The sequence below is a fragment of the Streptococcus parasanguinis genome, assembly GCF_964238605.1.
GTDB classification, from domain to species: domain Bacteria; phylum Bacillota; class Bacilli; order Lactobacillales; family Streptococcaceae; genus Streptococcus; species Streptococcus parasanguinis_AJ.
Genome location: NZ_CAXSMM010000001.1, coordinates 225,853 through 238,684, shown reverse-complemented (window position 1 = coordinate 238,684; position 12,832 = coordinate 225,853). Strand labels below are relative to the sequence as shown.

The 12,832-nt window shown below is 38.3% G+C and carries 14 protein-coding genes and 1 pseudogene; 13 read left to right on the top strand and 2 right to left on the bottom strand.

Annotated elements, in window-relative coordinates:
- Positions 1–13 precede the first annotated feature (13 nt).
- Both ACESR9_RS01205 and ACESR9_RS01200 read right to left on the bottom strand, forming a co-directional pair.
- On the bottom strand, positions 14–1,087 hold the full coding sequence (locus tag ACESR9_RS01205; RefSeq protein ID WP_049496329.1) for a sensor histidine kinase: 1,074 nt from the start codon (positions 1,085–1,087) through the stop codon (positions 14–16).
- Complete coding sequence (locus ACESR9_RS01200; protein WP_373105073.1) at positions 1,072–1,743, bottom strand: response regulator transcription factor; 672 nt, start codon at positions 1,741–1,743, stop codon at positions 1,072–1,074. The genes ACESR9_RS01205 and ACESR9_RS01200 overlap by 16 nt, the downstream gene beginning before the upstream one ends.
- A gap of 158 nt (positions 1,744–1,901) precedes the next feature.
- Between ACESR9_RS01200 and ACESR9_RS01195 the strand changes: the two genes are divergently transcribed.
- The 13 genes and pseudogenes from ACESR9_RS01195 to ACESR9_RS01135 all read left to right on the top strand — a co-directional run bounded on the left by ACESR9_RS01195 (position 1,902) and on the right by ACESR9_RS01135 (position 12,832).
- A complete protein-coding gene (locus tag ACESR9_RS01195) occupies positions 1,902–2,612 on the top strand; it encodes an ABC transporter ATP-binding protein (protein WP_373105071.1) in 711 nt (236 codons plus the stop codon).
- Between the two features lies 1 nt (position 2,613).
- Entirely contained in the window at positions 2,614–3,447 is an 834-nt protein-coding gene (locus ACESR9_RS01190) for a hypothetical protein (protein ID WP_373105069.1), read from the top strand.
- Positions 3,407–4,096: a hypothetical protein gene (locus ACESR9_RS01185; protein ID WP_373105067.1), complete on the top strand. Its 690-nt coding sequence runs from the start codon at positions 3,407–3,409 to the stop codon at positions 4,094–4,096. Before ACESR9_RS01190 ends, ACESR9_RS01185 begins: the two co-directional genes overlap by 41 nt.
- Positions 4,097–4,386: 290 nt before the next feature.
- Positions 4,387–6,375, top strand: a complete 1,989-nt coding sequence (uvrB, locus tag ACESR9_RS01180; RefSeq protein WP_373105065.1) for an excinuclease ABC subunit UvrB — start codon at positions 4,387–4,389, stop codon at positions 6,373–6,375.
- Positions 6,376–6,389: 14 nt separating this feature from the next.
- Positions 6,390–6,891 (top strand): annotated as a pseudogene (locus tag ACESR9_RS01175) (GNAT family N-acetyltransferase).
- Between the two features lie 93 nt (positions 6,892–6,984).
- A complete protein-coding gene (locus tag ACESR9_RS01170; RefSeq protein WP_373105062.1) occupies positions 6,985–7,608 on the top strand; it encodes an NAD(P)H-dependent oxidoreductase in 624 nt (207 codons plus the stop codon).
- A gap of 498 nt (positions 7,609–8,106) precedes the next feature.
- Positions 8,107–8,538: a hypothetical protein gene (locus ACESR9_RS01165; RefSeq protein ID WP_373105061.1), complete on the top strand. Its 432-nt coding sequence runs from the start codon at positions 8,107–8,109 to the stop codon at positions 8,536–8,538.
- A gap of 26 nt (positions 8,539–8,564) precedes the next feature.
- A complete protein-coding gene (locus tag ACESR9_RS01160) occupies positions 8,565–9,032 on the top strand; it encodes an 8-oxo-dGTP diphosphatase (RefSeq protein ID WP_373105060.1) in 468 nt (155 codons plus the stop codon).
- A gap of 317 nt (positions 9,033–9,349) precedes the next feature.
- Positions 9,350–10,054, top strand: a complete 705-nt coding sequence (locus tag ACESR9_RS01155; protein WP_373105058.1) for an ATP-binding cassette domain-containing protein — start codon at positions 9,350–9,352, stop codon at positions 10,052–10,054.
- A gap of 3 nt (positions 10,055–10,057) precedes the next feature.
- Positions 10,058–11,155, top strand: coding sequence for a hypothetical protein (locus ACESR9_RS01150; protein WP_373105057.1), 1,098 nt, complete (start codon positions 10,058–10,060; stop codon positions 11,153–11,155).
- A gap of 83 nt (positions 11,156–11,238) precedes the next feature.
- Positions 11,239–11,643, top strand: a complete 405-nt coding sequence (locus ACESR9_RS01145; RefSeq protein WP_003016342.1) for a PaaI family thioesterase — start codon at positions 11,239–11,241, stop codon at positions 11,641–11,643.
- Positions 11,618–12,370 (top strand): HAD family hydrolase, encoded by a 753-nt coding sequence (locus tag ACESR9_RS01140; RefSeq protein ID WP_373105054.1) that lies wholly within the window; start codon positions 11,618–11,620, stop codon positions 12,368–12,370. The genes ACESR9_RS01145 and ACESR9_RS01140 overlap by 26 nt, the downstream gene beginning before the upstream one ends.
- A 126-nt stretch (positions 12,371–12,496) precedes the next feature.
- Positions 12,497–12,832 (top strand): zinc ribbon domain-containing protein YjdM, encoded by a 336-nt coding sequence (locus ACESR9_RS01135; RefSeq protein WP_003016288.1) that lies wholly within the window; start codon positions 12,497–12,499, stop codon positions 12,830–12,832.

Sequence of the window (12,832 nt, the reverse complement as noted above, 5' to 3'; positions counted from 1 at the left end):
AGTTCGGCTTGTTTTATATAATAGGAATAATTAGCTTGACTTGTGCACCATTATGAATATTTTCTAAATGCATCGTTCCATTATGAAGTTTCATGACGCGTTTTACGAAAGATAAACCAAGTCCATAGTGACTTTCTTGAGAGGGTGTTCTTGCTTGGTCATCTTTATAGAAAAGATTTCCAGCATTCTGTAATATATTTTTTGAAAAATTAGATTGGTTATTCCATATAGTTAGAACTAATTGACTATTTTCTTGTGAAATTGTTAGCTGGATTTGTGCATCATTTTCTTTTTGATGTTGTATTGAATTATTAATGATATTTGTGATTGCTCGGAAAAATAGATTGGAATGAATTGCAATTTGTGTTGATGGAGTTACTGTGTTTGTAAAAACAAATTGTGTATTTTTAGGGAGTAAAGGTGAGATATGTTCCTGTAATTGATAAGTTACTTGTTTAATTGATATGTTTTCAAGTTGAATATCATGGTCGTAAAAGGTTTTGGAGTATTGGATGAAGTGGTTAAAATAATCGTTTAATTGAATACTAGCTTGCTCAAGATCTTTTAGACATTCCATTACTTGAGGTGTTTGTTTGGTAGATTGTAAGAATTCAGCATTTCCTCTGATGACAGTTAGAGGAGTTCGAAGATCATGTGCAGCGCTAGATACTTGAAACATGAGTTCTTTTTTTTGATCTTTTTCATGTTCAATCCTATTTTTTATATCAGATTGCATTTTTTCGATCAGTTCATTTGTTTCAATAAATTCTTTAATCTGCAAATGGTGATGTTCATTTTTTGTGAAATATAGACCACTATGATAAACCATGTTCATTTCTTTTTGAATCTTGGTTAATAACTGTCTAATATTTATTACAATGATAACAATTAAAATGATGCAAAGATAAATCCAAGAACTGACGCTAAAAAATAAAGCAAAGCGATTGGCATTTTTCTCATTGATTCCAGATACAGAAGATAGAAGAGCGGGGAGTATGTAAAAAAGTATCAGACATAGAAGAAATTGCCAAATGATTTTAAGGTAGGTACGCTTAATGAGTTGCTTGATCGTCAATTCTTTTTCCATTTGTATCCTCCTCCCCATACTGTTTTGATTGGATCAATTTGATGAGTTTTAAATTTTTGTCTAATTTGATAGATGTATTCGGTGATTGACCGTAGTTGAGCATCAGAGCTTACAGGATAAAGATAATTGTAAAGTTCTTCTATGCTAAATATTCGGTTTTCATTTTTGGCTAAAAGATAAAGTAAATCAAACTCTCGCTTAGTTAGTGATATTCTCTTTGATTGATAATAAATTTCTTGACGATCTCGATAAAAAGTAATATCTGAATTCATTTCTTCTTTAGAGGCAGGGTGAGATCTTTCTTCTCTCCGAAGATGCATTTGAATTCTTGCAATCAATTCTTTAATGCTGAATGGTTTTGTGATGTAATCATCGGCTCCGGCTTGTATTCCTTTTAATAAATCTTCTTCAAAATCTTTAGCGGTTAGAAATAAGATTGGAGTAGCAATTTGTGAACGAATGGAACGACAAATTTCTATACCAGAAATAGGCATCATGACGTCAAGTAAAATTAGATCAAATCCAGTAAAGTCACAGATATTGATCTCCTCTATATTTTTACGAGTTTCCACGTGAAAGTTGTTTGCTTCTAATGCATTCCCTATTAATCGTAAGATTTTTTCATCATCGTCAATGGCTAAAATTTTATACTTCATAGTTCCTCCAATTATATGAGCATATTATAGCAAATATAGAATGTAATTTGTTGAAAATAAAAAAAATAATTATTCTGAGAATTTCCTGATTTTCTCCTGTTATACTTGCTCCAAGTGAAGGTGGAATTTCACTAAAAGTCAGAAGGGAAAAAGAATGAATGATAACAATTCAAAAGCTACATAAGGAATATAATAATAAAATTGTCCTTCAAAACGTGTCTTTCAAAGCTAAGAAAGGTGAGATTACTGGATTGATTGGACCGAATGGATCTGGAAAATCAACTTTAATCAGAATTTTACTTGGATTAGAAAATAGTCAAATGGGAATGACGTTGATCGATGGCAAAAAATACTCTCAATTGGGAGATAATCCTTTTTGTATTGTTGGATCGTTCCTTGACAGTTGCCAACCTTACCCAACCAGAACAGGATTTCAGCATCTTCGTTGGATTGGCTTGGCTTGTGGGGTTGATAGAAATAGGTGCAAGGAATGTTTAGAGTTGGTGGGGTTAAGTGAAGCTAAAAATAAAAAAGTAAAAGACTATTCATTAGGAATGAAGCAACGTCTTGGTTTAGCAACAGCCTTATTAGCAAATCCTGACATCTTAATTTTAGATGAACCAATCAATGGACTAGATCCAGAAGGAATTCGCTGGGTACGTAATTTTTTACAATCTTTTGTCAATGAAGGTAAAACTGTATTAATGACAAGTCATTATATGAGTGAGTTAGAATTAACTGTAGATCATTTGGTTGGTATTTCTAATGGCAAAATTGTTATTGATGCTCCTACAAAAGATATTTTGAAACAGTTTGGCTCTTTTGAGGAAGCATATTTTAAAGCACTCGAAGGGAAAGAAGGTGAATAATATGTTGAAGCGTTCCTTTTTTAGTGACCTTTATAAATATTGTAGTTTACCTACTTTTAAATTTACTTTTTTTCTTATTTTGGGAGTCAGCATATTTTTTTCAATTCAAAATATCCAGGTGATAAATGCTTTAGTGGAAGGAAATGGCCAAGCAGTTAACCTTGATCCGTCTATGTTATCATCGAATCCAGTCTATACAGTCAGGGATGCCCTCTTATCCTCCCCCTACCAAGCAAGTGTTATTTTCTTGCCAATTATTGTTTCGCTTGTTTATTCAACCCATTATCAATTTGGTGATGATTATTTTAGCCAGTTATTGATTCCTAACTGGAAAGTTCGTCTTACTGGGTTTATTGCAAGTTCGATTGTCCTATCGTTACTTTCTACTTTAATAATTTCTATAGTAAATGCTGTTATCTTACTCATTTTTCTAGATTCAACTTTAAAGAATTATTTAGAATTGACTTTGTTTTTAGATGTTACGGTAAGAGTTATGATATTTGCAATCGTTCTTACTTTATTAGCTTTACTTTTCGTAATCGTAACGAAAAAATCAATGACTTCATTAATTGCAGATGTTTTATTATTGGTAATCACTTTATCAGGTATTCTAAGAGGAATTTCCTCTAAAATAGAAAATCTCTTGCCTTTGATTGGAGCAAAGTCATTTGCTTTTGGCCGAATTGAAGGGACTCAAACGAGCCAATTGTATGGATTTACACTTTTAATAGTAGAAGGGATCTTGTTCTTGGTATTCATAATGGTTGTAGAAAAGATTCGAATGGGGAGGAAGAATGGCAAAAGTATTTTTCAGTCTTATCGTCAAAAAATATAGTTTAAAACCCGTGAAGTACCAGATAGCCATACAGTCACTTTTGATAGGTTTTGTGTGTCTCTTCGGTGTGTTACCAGTTTCAATCAATGATACTGTTGTACAATTATCTATAAAGCAAGCTCTTGTTTTTGCCTCAATGCTCTCTGTTAGTATTGGGTGTGTTAATGCATTTGTTGAGTTACAATCACACGAAACAAAACTAGTTTATTTGGTAAGTGGAAAAAGGATTTTAAGTTCAATTCGAATTCTGTTCGTAGAGTTATGTGATGTAGTACTACAATCAACCATGTATTTCATTGTACTGCTTATATGGTTTCATTTTTTTAGTAGCGAAAATGGTGTCAGTTTAGAACTTTTCAGTTTCTATTTGATTGGCTCCATCCAATATTTTTTGATTTCTTACTTCTTAAGTTATTTTTTCAAAAGTCCAATGGGGAGTTTAGCTATTTTGATACTATTTCCTATTTTGGTACAACCATTCATAGAAAGAGTAGTGGAACCATTGACTAGTTATTTATTTTATAATATCGTTGCGGAAACAATATTAGGGAGAGTTTCCAATTTACAACTCTGTACTTACATTATTGGAATTGTATGCTCACTTGGAGCAACTCTCTACCTCTTAGTAAGGAATCAAGAAGTTAAGTAGTAAATAAAAATGATACTAATGAGCAAACCTTGCTAATTTTGTATATCATGGACACTGATGTTTATTACGTATTGCATTGTTTTAGAATAAAAGACAAGACTTTCGAAGTAATTGCGAGAGTCTTGTTTAGTTTTTATGCTAATGCGTGTCCAATTAATTAGATTGTAATTCCCTCATGTACCAATTTAATGGATCATGCTGTAATATGTTGTCTTCTCTCTTCATTCCTCATCACAGAGAATTCTGGTGATTTATGGTAAAATAAGGTCTATATATGTGAGGACAAAGAGATGATTAATCGAGTAACAGACAACAAATTTAAACTAGTATCCAAATACCAACCGTCTGGGGATCAACCGCAGGCCATTGAACAGTTGGTAGATAACATCGAAGGTGGCGAAAAGGCCCAAATCTTGATGGGGGCAACTGGTACAGGGAAGACCTATACCATGAGTCAGGTCATTGCCCAGGTCAATAAGCCGACCTTGGTCATCGCCCACAATAAAACCCTAGCGGGCCAGCTCTATGGGGAGTTCAAGGAATTTTTCCCTGAAAATGCGGTCGAGTACTTCGTCTCTTACTACGATTACTACCAGCCAGAAGCTTATGTGCCATCGAGCGATACCTATATCGAAAAAGATAGCTCGGTCAATGATGAGATTGACAAGCTTCGTCACTCAGCAACCTCCGCTCTTTTAGAACGAAATGATGTGATAGTTGTAGCTTCTGTCTCTTGTATCTATGGGTTGGGTTCTCCTAAGGAATATGCCGACAGCGTGGTCAGCCTGCGCCCAGGTCTGGAGATTTCTCGTGATCGTTTGCTCAATGACTTGGTGGACATCCAGTTTGAGCGCAATGACATCGACTTTCAACGGGGGAAATTCCGTGTCCGTGGAGATGTGGTCGAGATTTTCCCAGCTTCGCGTGATGAGCATGCCTTTCGAGTCGAGTTTTTCGGGGATGAGATTGAGCGGATTCGTGAGATTGAAGCTTTGACCGGCCAGGTTCTAGGAGATGTGGACCACTTAGCTATTTTTCCGGCTACACACTTCGTGACCAATGACGACCATATGGAAGTGGCCATTGCCAAGATTCAGGCGGAACTAGAAGAGCAGTTAAAGATCTTTGAAAAGGAAGGCAAGCTCTTAGAAGCTCAACGATTGAAACAACGGACTGAGTATGATATTGAGATGTTGCGAGAGATGGGCTACACCAATGGGGTCGAAAACTACTCCCGTCATATGGATGGCCGGAGTGAAGGAGAGCCACCGTACACCCTTTTGGACTTCTTCCCAGAAGATTTTCTCATCATGATCGATGAAAGCCACATGACCATGGGACAGATCAAAGGCATGTACAATGGTGACCGTTCTCGTAAGGAAATGTTGGTTGATTATGGTTTCCGTTTACCTTCTGCCCTAGACAACCGGCCACTGCGTCGAGAGGAGTTTGAAAGCCATGTCCACCAGATCGTTTATGTGTCTGCGACACCAGGTGACTATGAGATGGAACAGACGGATACCGTCATCGAGCAGATTATTCGTCCGACAGGTCTACTCGATCCAGAAGTGGAAGTGCGTCCGACCATGGGACAAATGGACGATCTCTTGGGTGAGATCAATGCGCGTGTAGAACGTGGAGAGCGGACCTTTGTCACCACCTTGACCAAGAAGATGGCGGAAGACTTGACCGACTACTTTAAGGAAATGGGTGTCAAGGTCAAATACATGCACTCGGACATTAAAACCCTAGAGAGGACGGAGATTATTCGTGATTTGCGTTTAGGGGTCTTTGATGTCTTGGTCGGAATCAACCTGCTTCGGGAAGGGATTGACGTACCGGAAGTCAGCCTAGTTGCCATCCTCGATGCGGATAAGGAAGGTTTCCTCCGCAATGAACGTGGACTCATCCAGACCATCGGTCGTGCTGCCCGTAATAGTGAGGGTCACGTGATCATGTATGCGGACACCATGACCCAGTCTATGCAAAAAGCCATCGATGAAACGGCCCGCCGTCGTCAGATTCAGATGGCCTATAATGAAGAACATGGCATTGTGCCACAAACCATCAAAAAGGAAATCCGAGATCTTATTTCTGTTACTAAGGCTGTGGCCAAAGAAGAGGACAAGGAAGTGGATATCACCAGTCTCAACCGCCAAGAGCGCAAGGAACTGGTCAAGAAACTGCAAGGCCAAATGCAAGAAGCCGTGGAAGTGCTTGATTTTGAGTTGGCAGCCCAAATCCGAGATATGATGTTGGAAGTCAAGGCTTTGGATTAGAAAGGATAAAGCGATTGAAGTTTATCATTAAAACAATGGAAACTCCTGAAGAGATAGAAGGAAAATCTCTCGTTCATTGGCAAACGTGGAGAGAGGCTTATGACGATCTTTTACCCGCGGATTTTCAGGAGACGATGACATTAGAAAAATGTCGATTCTTTAGTCAAAAATATCCAGAAAATACCTTGATTGCGATGGATGGATGGAAAGAAGGTCGTTGGATTTATCAGCTATGGAAATTACCGTGATGAGACCATTCAAGCTGGTGAAATCATTGCCTTATATGTTTTAAAAGATTACTATGGAAAAGGTGTGAGTAAACAGTTAATGCATGCTGCATTTGCTGCTCTTGATCAATTCTCTGAAATTTATTTATGGGTATTGAAAGATAATAAGCGAGCCATTGCTTTCTATCAAAAAATGGGTTTTACTTTTGATGGCCAAGAACAAATACTTACACTTGGAAAACCTGTTAAGGAATTGCGGATGATGTGTTCTTCAAATAAAAATTCCTAAAGGACGTATCTATCAATCTTTGAAACATTATCAATTAATCAAGTAAAAATATAAAAGAGATAGAATGAACCAAAGAGATGAAGGAGAAGACGAATGAAGATTCTAGTCATCAATGGGCATCCGGATAAGGAAAGTTACTGTCAGGCTATTTTTAAAACCATTGTCGAAACAATTGACTCAAATCGCCACGAGCTTAAAGTGATTAATCTCAATGAAGAGGACTTTGATCCGGTTCTTCGCTATGGCTACCGAAAGCGGATGGAAGAAGATCCCTTTATCCTTCGTTCTCAAGAATGGATCCAGTGGGCGGATCACCTGATCTTTGTCTATCCCATCTGGTGGAGTAGTATGCCGAGCCTTATGAAGGGCTGGATCGACCGGGTCTTTACACCGGGGATTGCCTACTCGGCAAATGATCAGGGTAGCTTTATCTGGAATTACTTTAGAGGCAAACAATTTAAGAAGTTGCTCAAAGGGAAAACAGCCAGTATTTATGCGACCTCCATGGCGCCTACTTGGTGGTACAAGATTTTTTCAGGTTCTCTTAACATTCCTGATAGTTATGGCATCTCTGTTTTGAAGAATGCCGTCTTGAACCACTGTGGGATTAAAACCAAGCGCGTCTGCATCTTAGGAGAAGTCGGCCGGGATGTGAATACCGCTAGCATGCGGGAACAGCATCTCCAAAAGGTAGCAGCAGAAGTGAAGAAACTCTGATCCTGTCCTTGTCTTTGTTGGACATTTCTAGGCAAGCGGTTGTATTCTTAACGGATGTTGGATAAAATAGAATTAAAATCTATGGGAAATAGGGGAAATAAATATGTTGCTGTTTATGTATATGATCTATGTCATCTATTTCATTTCAAAACTGAAAAAAGAAGATAAAAGAGTCTCTCTATTTACGAAGATTGTTGTTTATGGTTTATTGGTTTTATCATTGATTAAGATCTATTTCGGCATAGTGGCATTTATATTTTCCCCTTTACCACTAATTGGTTCAATAGTTTCTTTAGCTCTTGGTGGTATGAGATTGGTTCTTAAAATAGTTATAGCACTTAGCTTACTTTTATTATCGCTAAGTCTATTCTTAGACAGCAAAAAAAATGATCCGGATACGCCCCTTATAGAACATTGGCTCCGGTTAGGTTATCATATTCTGTTGATGTTACTTTAGGAGATCCAGTTTAAACCAATTACTAAGAAAGGGAGATCAACATGAGAAAGTATCGGAACCTGTTTCGAATCTTGTATCTGATTTTGTTGCTTTTTGTTTTTGCTAACTTCCTTTTGGACTTCAATGGTTGTGCCTTTACGCCGCTCCTCTGGAATCCCTGGTTGTATCTAGGGGCTGTGACTATTCTATGTCACAGCTGGTATCGCTTCTATCGAAAACATGCACCAAATTGGAAGAATCTTGTGAGTGTTCTCTTGAGTCTCTTTGCTAGCCTGATTCTAGCATTTTTCATTGAGTTGTTCTTTACCTTTGATGGCCATGGTCCGGTAACGATTCACTCGGAATATTATTTAAAAGAGAAGTCAATTGTCTTTCAGAGAGGCTCTCTTTTGGATGACTATGATGAATACCATGAGCTGGTAAATCCCTTTGTGATGAAAAAAGAGATAAAGAAAAAGGTTTATATTGATTAATTGTCAATATCATAGAAAGGAAATATATGTCACGCGAAACATCTACCATTTTAACAAATCTATGTCTGATTGAAGACACTTCAACGAATAAAGTTGTCCTCCAATACCGCTCACCTGAAAAGACTCACTGGGCTGGCCATGCTTTTCCAGGTGGCCATATCGAAGAAGGAGAAAGCCTTGTAGAATCCGTCATTCGTGAAGTCTACGAAGAGACAGGACTGACAATTGCAGATCCAAAACTGGTCGCAGTCAAAGACTGGGAGCCAGATGAGGGAGGCCGCTATATTGTCTTTTGCTACAAAGCAACAGAATTTACAGGCCAGCTCAGATCATCTGAAGAAGGAGAAGTTTCTTGGGTTGAGAAGGACCAATTAGAAAAGTTGGACTTGTCCTACGACATGCTTCCTCTGCTGGAAGTGATGGAAGACCCGGACTTGTCTGAGTTCTATTATCGCAAACGGACAGACGACGACTGGGAAAAAATAAGATTTTAAGTAAAGGGACTAGAGGTATCTAGTTCTTTTTTCTCTTCAAATTTCTCTTCAAAGATAAAATGTTGCTTAAAGCATTGAGAATGTTCCATTAGTGCTTGAATCTGCTTTAAAAAAGTACTATAGTATAAGCATAAAATACAATTGTAATCTTTCATACTGTGAATAGAAAGAAGGCAAGATATGAAATTACAATTTAGAATCCTTATAGGAATTTGCTTCTTGATCGGTGCCTTAGTCTTTGCCTTTCAAAAGGAATGGTTATACGCTCTGCTGTTGCTTTTAGTTGGGGCTTCTTACCTTTATAAAGGAGTGCGTCGATGAAGAGTGAGTGTTTAAACATCAAGGGGCTAAATGTTTGGTATAAAAAAGACAAGCCCGTTATAAAAGACGTGAATTTGCTTGTACCCAATCATTCTGTAGTAGGGTTGATTGGTCGAAATGGAGCTGGGAAGACAACCTTGCTAAAAGCTTTAAGTAGTGTTTTTGATCATCGGCAGTATGCAGTTGAGACTGTTACTATAGAAGATAAGGTAAGCTCTTTTCATACGAATTTCTATAAGAGCCGTACCTATACAGTTTTTACTGAAAACAATAGTTTTTTAAACTGGGATTTTGTTCACTATTTTAATTTTGTCTGTCGTTTGTATCATCGAAAGAGAGATGAAAAGGTATTGCAGGACCTGATCTCAGGTTTTCATTTTGAAGAATTTCTCAACACAGATATCGGTAGTTTGTCAACGGGAAATAAGAAGAAAGTCTTCTTGATCACAGCTTTTTATCTCAAACCTCCCCTCCTTATTTTGGACGAACCATTTGATGGCCTTGATTTTGATGCGACAGAATTTCTATATGGTTTGCTATTGCTGTATAAAGAAGAAGGCTCTATTCTGATGAGTTCGCATATCGCAGAGAGTATTGTTCGGGTGTGTGATACAGCTTATTATATTGAAGATGGTCACCTAGACGCGATCGAATCGAATTTAGAAGATTGGTTTCATGACGTCAATCGTCAAAGGGGGTAGAGCATGCTACTAGCAATTTTTAGAGATTTGGTATCCAAAAATCGGTTCTTCTTGTTCTTGACTTCCTTAGCCTTTGCTCTTTATTACCATCTTGTTGGGGGCAAATTTTCTACGAGCTTTCAAGTCTTATTGATCAGTACGGCTATTGTCACTGCACTATCAACCTTTCAATTGTTGTATTCCTACTTTTCGATGGACAGGGTCCAGGCCTATTACCAGCTTCCGTTGTCTCTCAATCGTTTCAAAGGTTCTTTTCTGACGGTAACCTTTCTTCTCAATTTGTTAGAGCGCGTGCTGTTATTGATCCTCTTTTTGGGAATCAAGTTAGACCTGCCACAATCCTTTAAGCTTGTCCTCCTATCTTTACTGGTGGTATTGAGTGTTTTTTATGTCTTTATCCAGTTCAATACAAGGCCCAGTTTTCTAGGAGGGGTGCTCATTTTTGTAACAACTGTTCTCACAGTCTCTTCTTTATGGGTCCAACAAGTGTCCTATATGATCTTACTGTCAGTCCTCCTTGCTGTCTTAATTTTTAAAAATGAGGACCTGGTCGCGATTTCAAAAAATGATCAGTTGCTCGTCGCAAAGGGAAGAAGTGGCAATTATTTTTGGATTTCCTTGTTTCAAGAGCGCTATTTTTCCATCAACTTTGTCTTTACTCTCATATTCCTCCTTCTCATTCTGATACAGGATTATAATGCTCCTTTAAAAATCATCATTCTTTTAACGATGGCTTCTGTCAATACGCCATTAACCACCCTCATTTCCGCGGATAAAGATTTGATTGATCATGTTAAGTCCCTTCCTAAGAGTCGGTTATTTTACTTGATGTATTACCGTGTATTGCTGACTTATTTCTTAGCTGTGAATCTATTTGTTGCTCTATTATTAAAAATGGTGGTCATGCCTGACTTGGGGATTCTATTTTTACTAGGAGTGATGCTTCTAGCAGTAGTGGAAGCTGTTTTGCACTTACTGATTGAAATCTATTTTCCTTTAAGAAAATGGAATTTAAAGAGAGAATGTTGGAAGCACCCCCGAAAATACATTGTTCCTAGTATCGTCTTCTTACTTAGTTGGAGTCTCCTTTTCTGCTTCTAAGGAATTGCCCCTTTGCTTGTATCTGCTTCTTAATTGTAGTATGATAGAGGAGTTGAAAAGATGCTAGAAAAGGTGGCAAGTATATGAAAGATTTTCACTTTGATGCAATTGCTGCATTTGAAAATTATGAAATCGAAAAGATGAGAGATGGCCATGTAGTGGTGACAACCAAGGTCGTGGAATCCTCGCTCAATTATTATGGAAATGCGCACGGAGGCTATCTCTTTACCCTGTGTGACCAAGTCAGTGGTTTGGTCGTGGTTTCTCAAGGGGTCGATGGGGTGACCTTGCAATCCTCGATCAATTACTTGAAAGCAGGGCGTCTGGGGGATGTCCTCACGATCCATGGCGAATGTGTCCATAGTGGACGCACGACTCGAGTTGTGGATGTCGATATTACCAATCAAGACGGGGCCAATGTCTGCAAGGCAACCTTTACGATGTTTGTTACGGGAGTGAGAGATGAATCCGCACAAGTACGCATTTAAAAATTATATTTTTGATTTTTATGGAACCTTGGTCGACATCGAAACCGATGAGGACAGTCCAGTCTTATGGGATACTATGGCTCAGATCTACCAATCCTACGGGGCAAGTTACATAGGAGAAGGTCTGCGCCTGCGTTATAGAGAGTTGGTGCAACAAGCTGAAGAAGACTTGGCCAAGGAAAAACAAGTTGCCCATCCTGAGATTGATCTGACGGTCATTTTTGTGCAATTGTATCTAGAAAGTCATCCAAGTGGAAACAGTGTTGCCCACCTCAAAGAGTGGGGACGTTTGATTGCACGGACTTTCCGTGTCCTTTCTCGCAAACGATTGGAGCTTTATCCTCACACGAAAGAAGTATTAGAGGATATGAAAGCTGCAGGTTGCCGGATCTATCTCTTATCCAATGCCCAAGCAGAATTTACCAATCCTGAGATTAATTTAGTAGGTTTGAGAGAACTTTTCCATGCCATTTACTTGTCATCAGATGCAGGTATTCGCAAACCTCAGCCAGAGTTCCTCTTGAAAGTGCTGAAAGAACACCAGTTGAACCCTGAGAAAACGGTCATGGTGGGGAATGACTTTACAACAGATGTTGCCGTGGCCCAAAGTATCGGCATGGAGAGTATCTTGATCAATACCTTCCCATACTCTGATGCTGAACTGGGCGAGAAGAATCAAGCAGGCGTGCGCGTGATTCGGGATATTCAAGAATTGCAAGAAGATTGAAAGATATCATCCATGTAAGGAGGCCAAGTTGCCTCCTTTTTTTGAAAATCCTACAGTCGAACAGGATTTGTCAAATTTTTGCTTTCATGGTATACTATGAAAGTTAATTTGAATAAGGAGATAAACATGAATAACTTACCAAACTGTCCAAAATGTAACTCTGAATATGTCTATGAAGATGGAGCACTCTTGGTGTGTCCAGAGTGTGCTTATGAATGGAACCCAGCTGAGGTCGAAGAAGAAGAGGGTGTCGTAGCGATTGACGCCAACGGAAACAAATTGGCTGATGGCGATACGGTAACCTTGATCAAAGATTTGAAAGTCAAGGGTGCACCGAAGGATTTGAAACAAGGAACGCGCGTGAAAAACATCCGTATCGTAGAAGGCGATCATAACATCGATTGTAAGATTGATGGTTTTGGTGCAATGAAACTCAAATCAGAATTTGTGAAGAAAATCTAA

Bases quoted from the DNA above. Each gene is read 5' to 3' on its own strand.
- ACESR9_RS01195 (WP_373105071.1), top strand. From the start codon at position 1,902: ATGATAACAATTCAAAAGCTACATAAGGAATATAATAATAAAATTGTC.
- ACESR9_RS01165 (WP_373105061.1), top strand. From the start codon at position 8,107: ATGAGAAAGTATCGGAACCTGTTTCGAATCTTGTATCTGATTTTGTTG.
- ACESR9_RS01145 (WP_003016342.1), top strand. From the start codon at position 11,239: ATGAAAGATTTTCACTTTGATGCAATTGCTGCATTTGAAAATTATGAA.
- ACESR9_RS01200 (WP_373105073.1), bottom strand. From the start codon at position 1,743: ATGAAGTATAAAATTTTAGCCATTGACGATGATGAAAAAATCTTACGA.
- ACESR9_RS01155 (WP_373105058.1), top strand. From the start codon at position 9,350: ATGAAGAGTGAGTGTTTAAACATCAAGGGGCTAAATGTTTGGTATAAA.
- ACESR9_RS01205 (WP_049496329.1), bottom strand. From the start codon at position 1,087: ATGGAAAAAGAATTGACGATCAAGCAACTCATTAAGCGTACCTACCTT.
- ACESR9_RS01140 (WP_373105054.1), top strand. From the start codon at position 11,618: ATGAATCCGCACAAGTACGCATTTAAAAATTATATTTTTGATTTTTAT.
- uvrB (WP_373105065.1), top strand. From the start codon at position 4,387: ATGATTAATCGAGTAACAGACAACAAATTTAAACTAGTATCCAAATAC.
- ACESR9_RS01160 (WP_373105060.1), top strand. From the start codon at position 8,565: ATGTCACGCGAAACATCTACCATTTTAACAAATCTATGTCTGATTGAA.
- ACESR9_RS01150 (WP_373105057.1), top strand. From the start codon at position 10,058: ATGCTACTAGCAATTTTTAGAGATTTGGTATCCAAAAATCGGTTCTTC.
- ACESR9_RS01185 (WP_373105067.1), top strand. From the start codon at position 3,407: ATGGCAAAAGTATTTTTCAGTCTTATCGTCAAAAAATATAGTTTAAAA.
- ACESR9_RS01190 (WP_373105069.1), top strand. From the start codon at position 2,614: ATGTTGAAGCGTTCCTTTTTTAGTGACCTTTATAAATATTGTAGTTTA.
- ACESR9_RS01170 (WP_373105062.1), top strand. From the start codon at position 6,985: ATGAAGATTCTAGTCATCAATGGGCATCCGGATAAGGAAAGTTACTGT.
- ACESR9_RS01135 (WP_003016288.1), top strand. From the start codon at position 12,497: ATGAATAACTTACCAAACTGTCCAAAATGTAACTCTGAATATGTCTAT.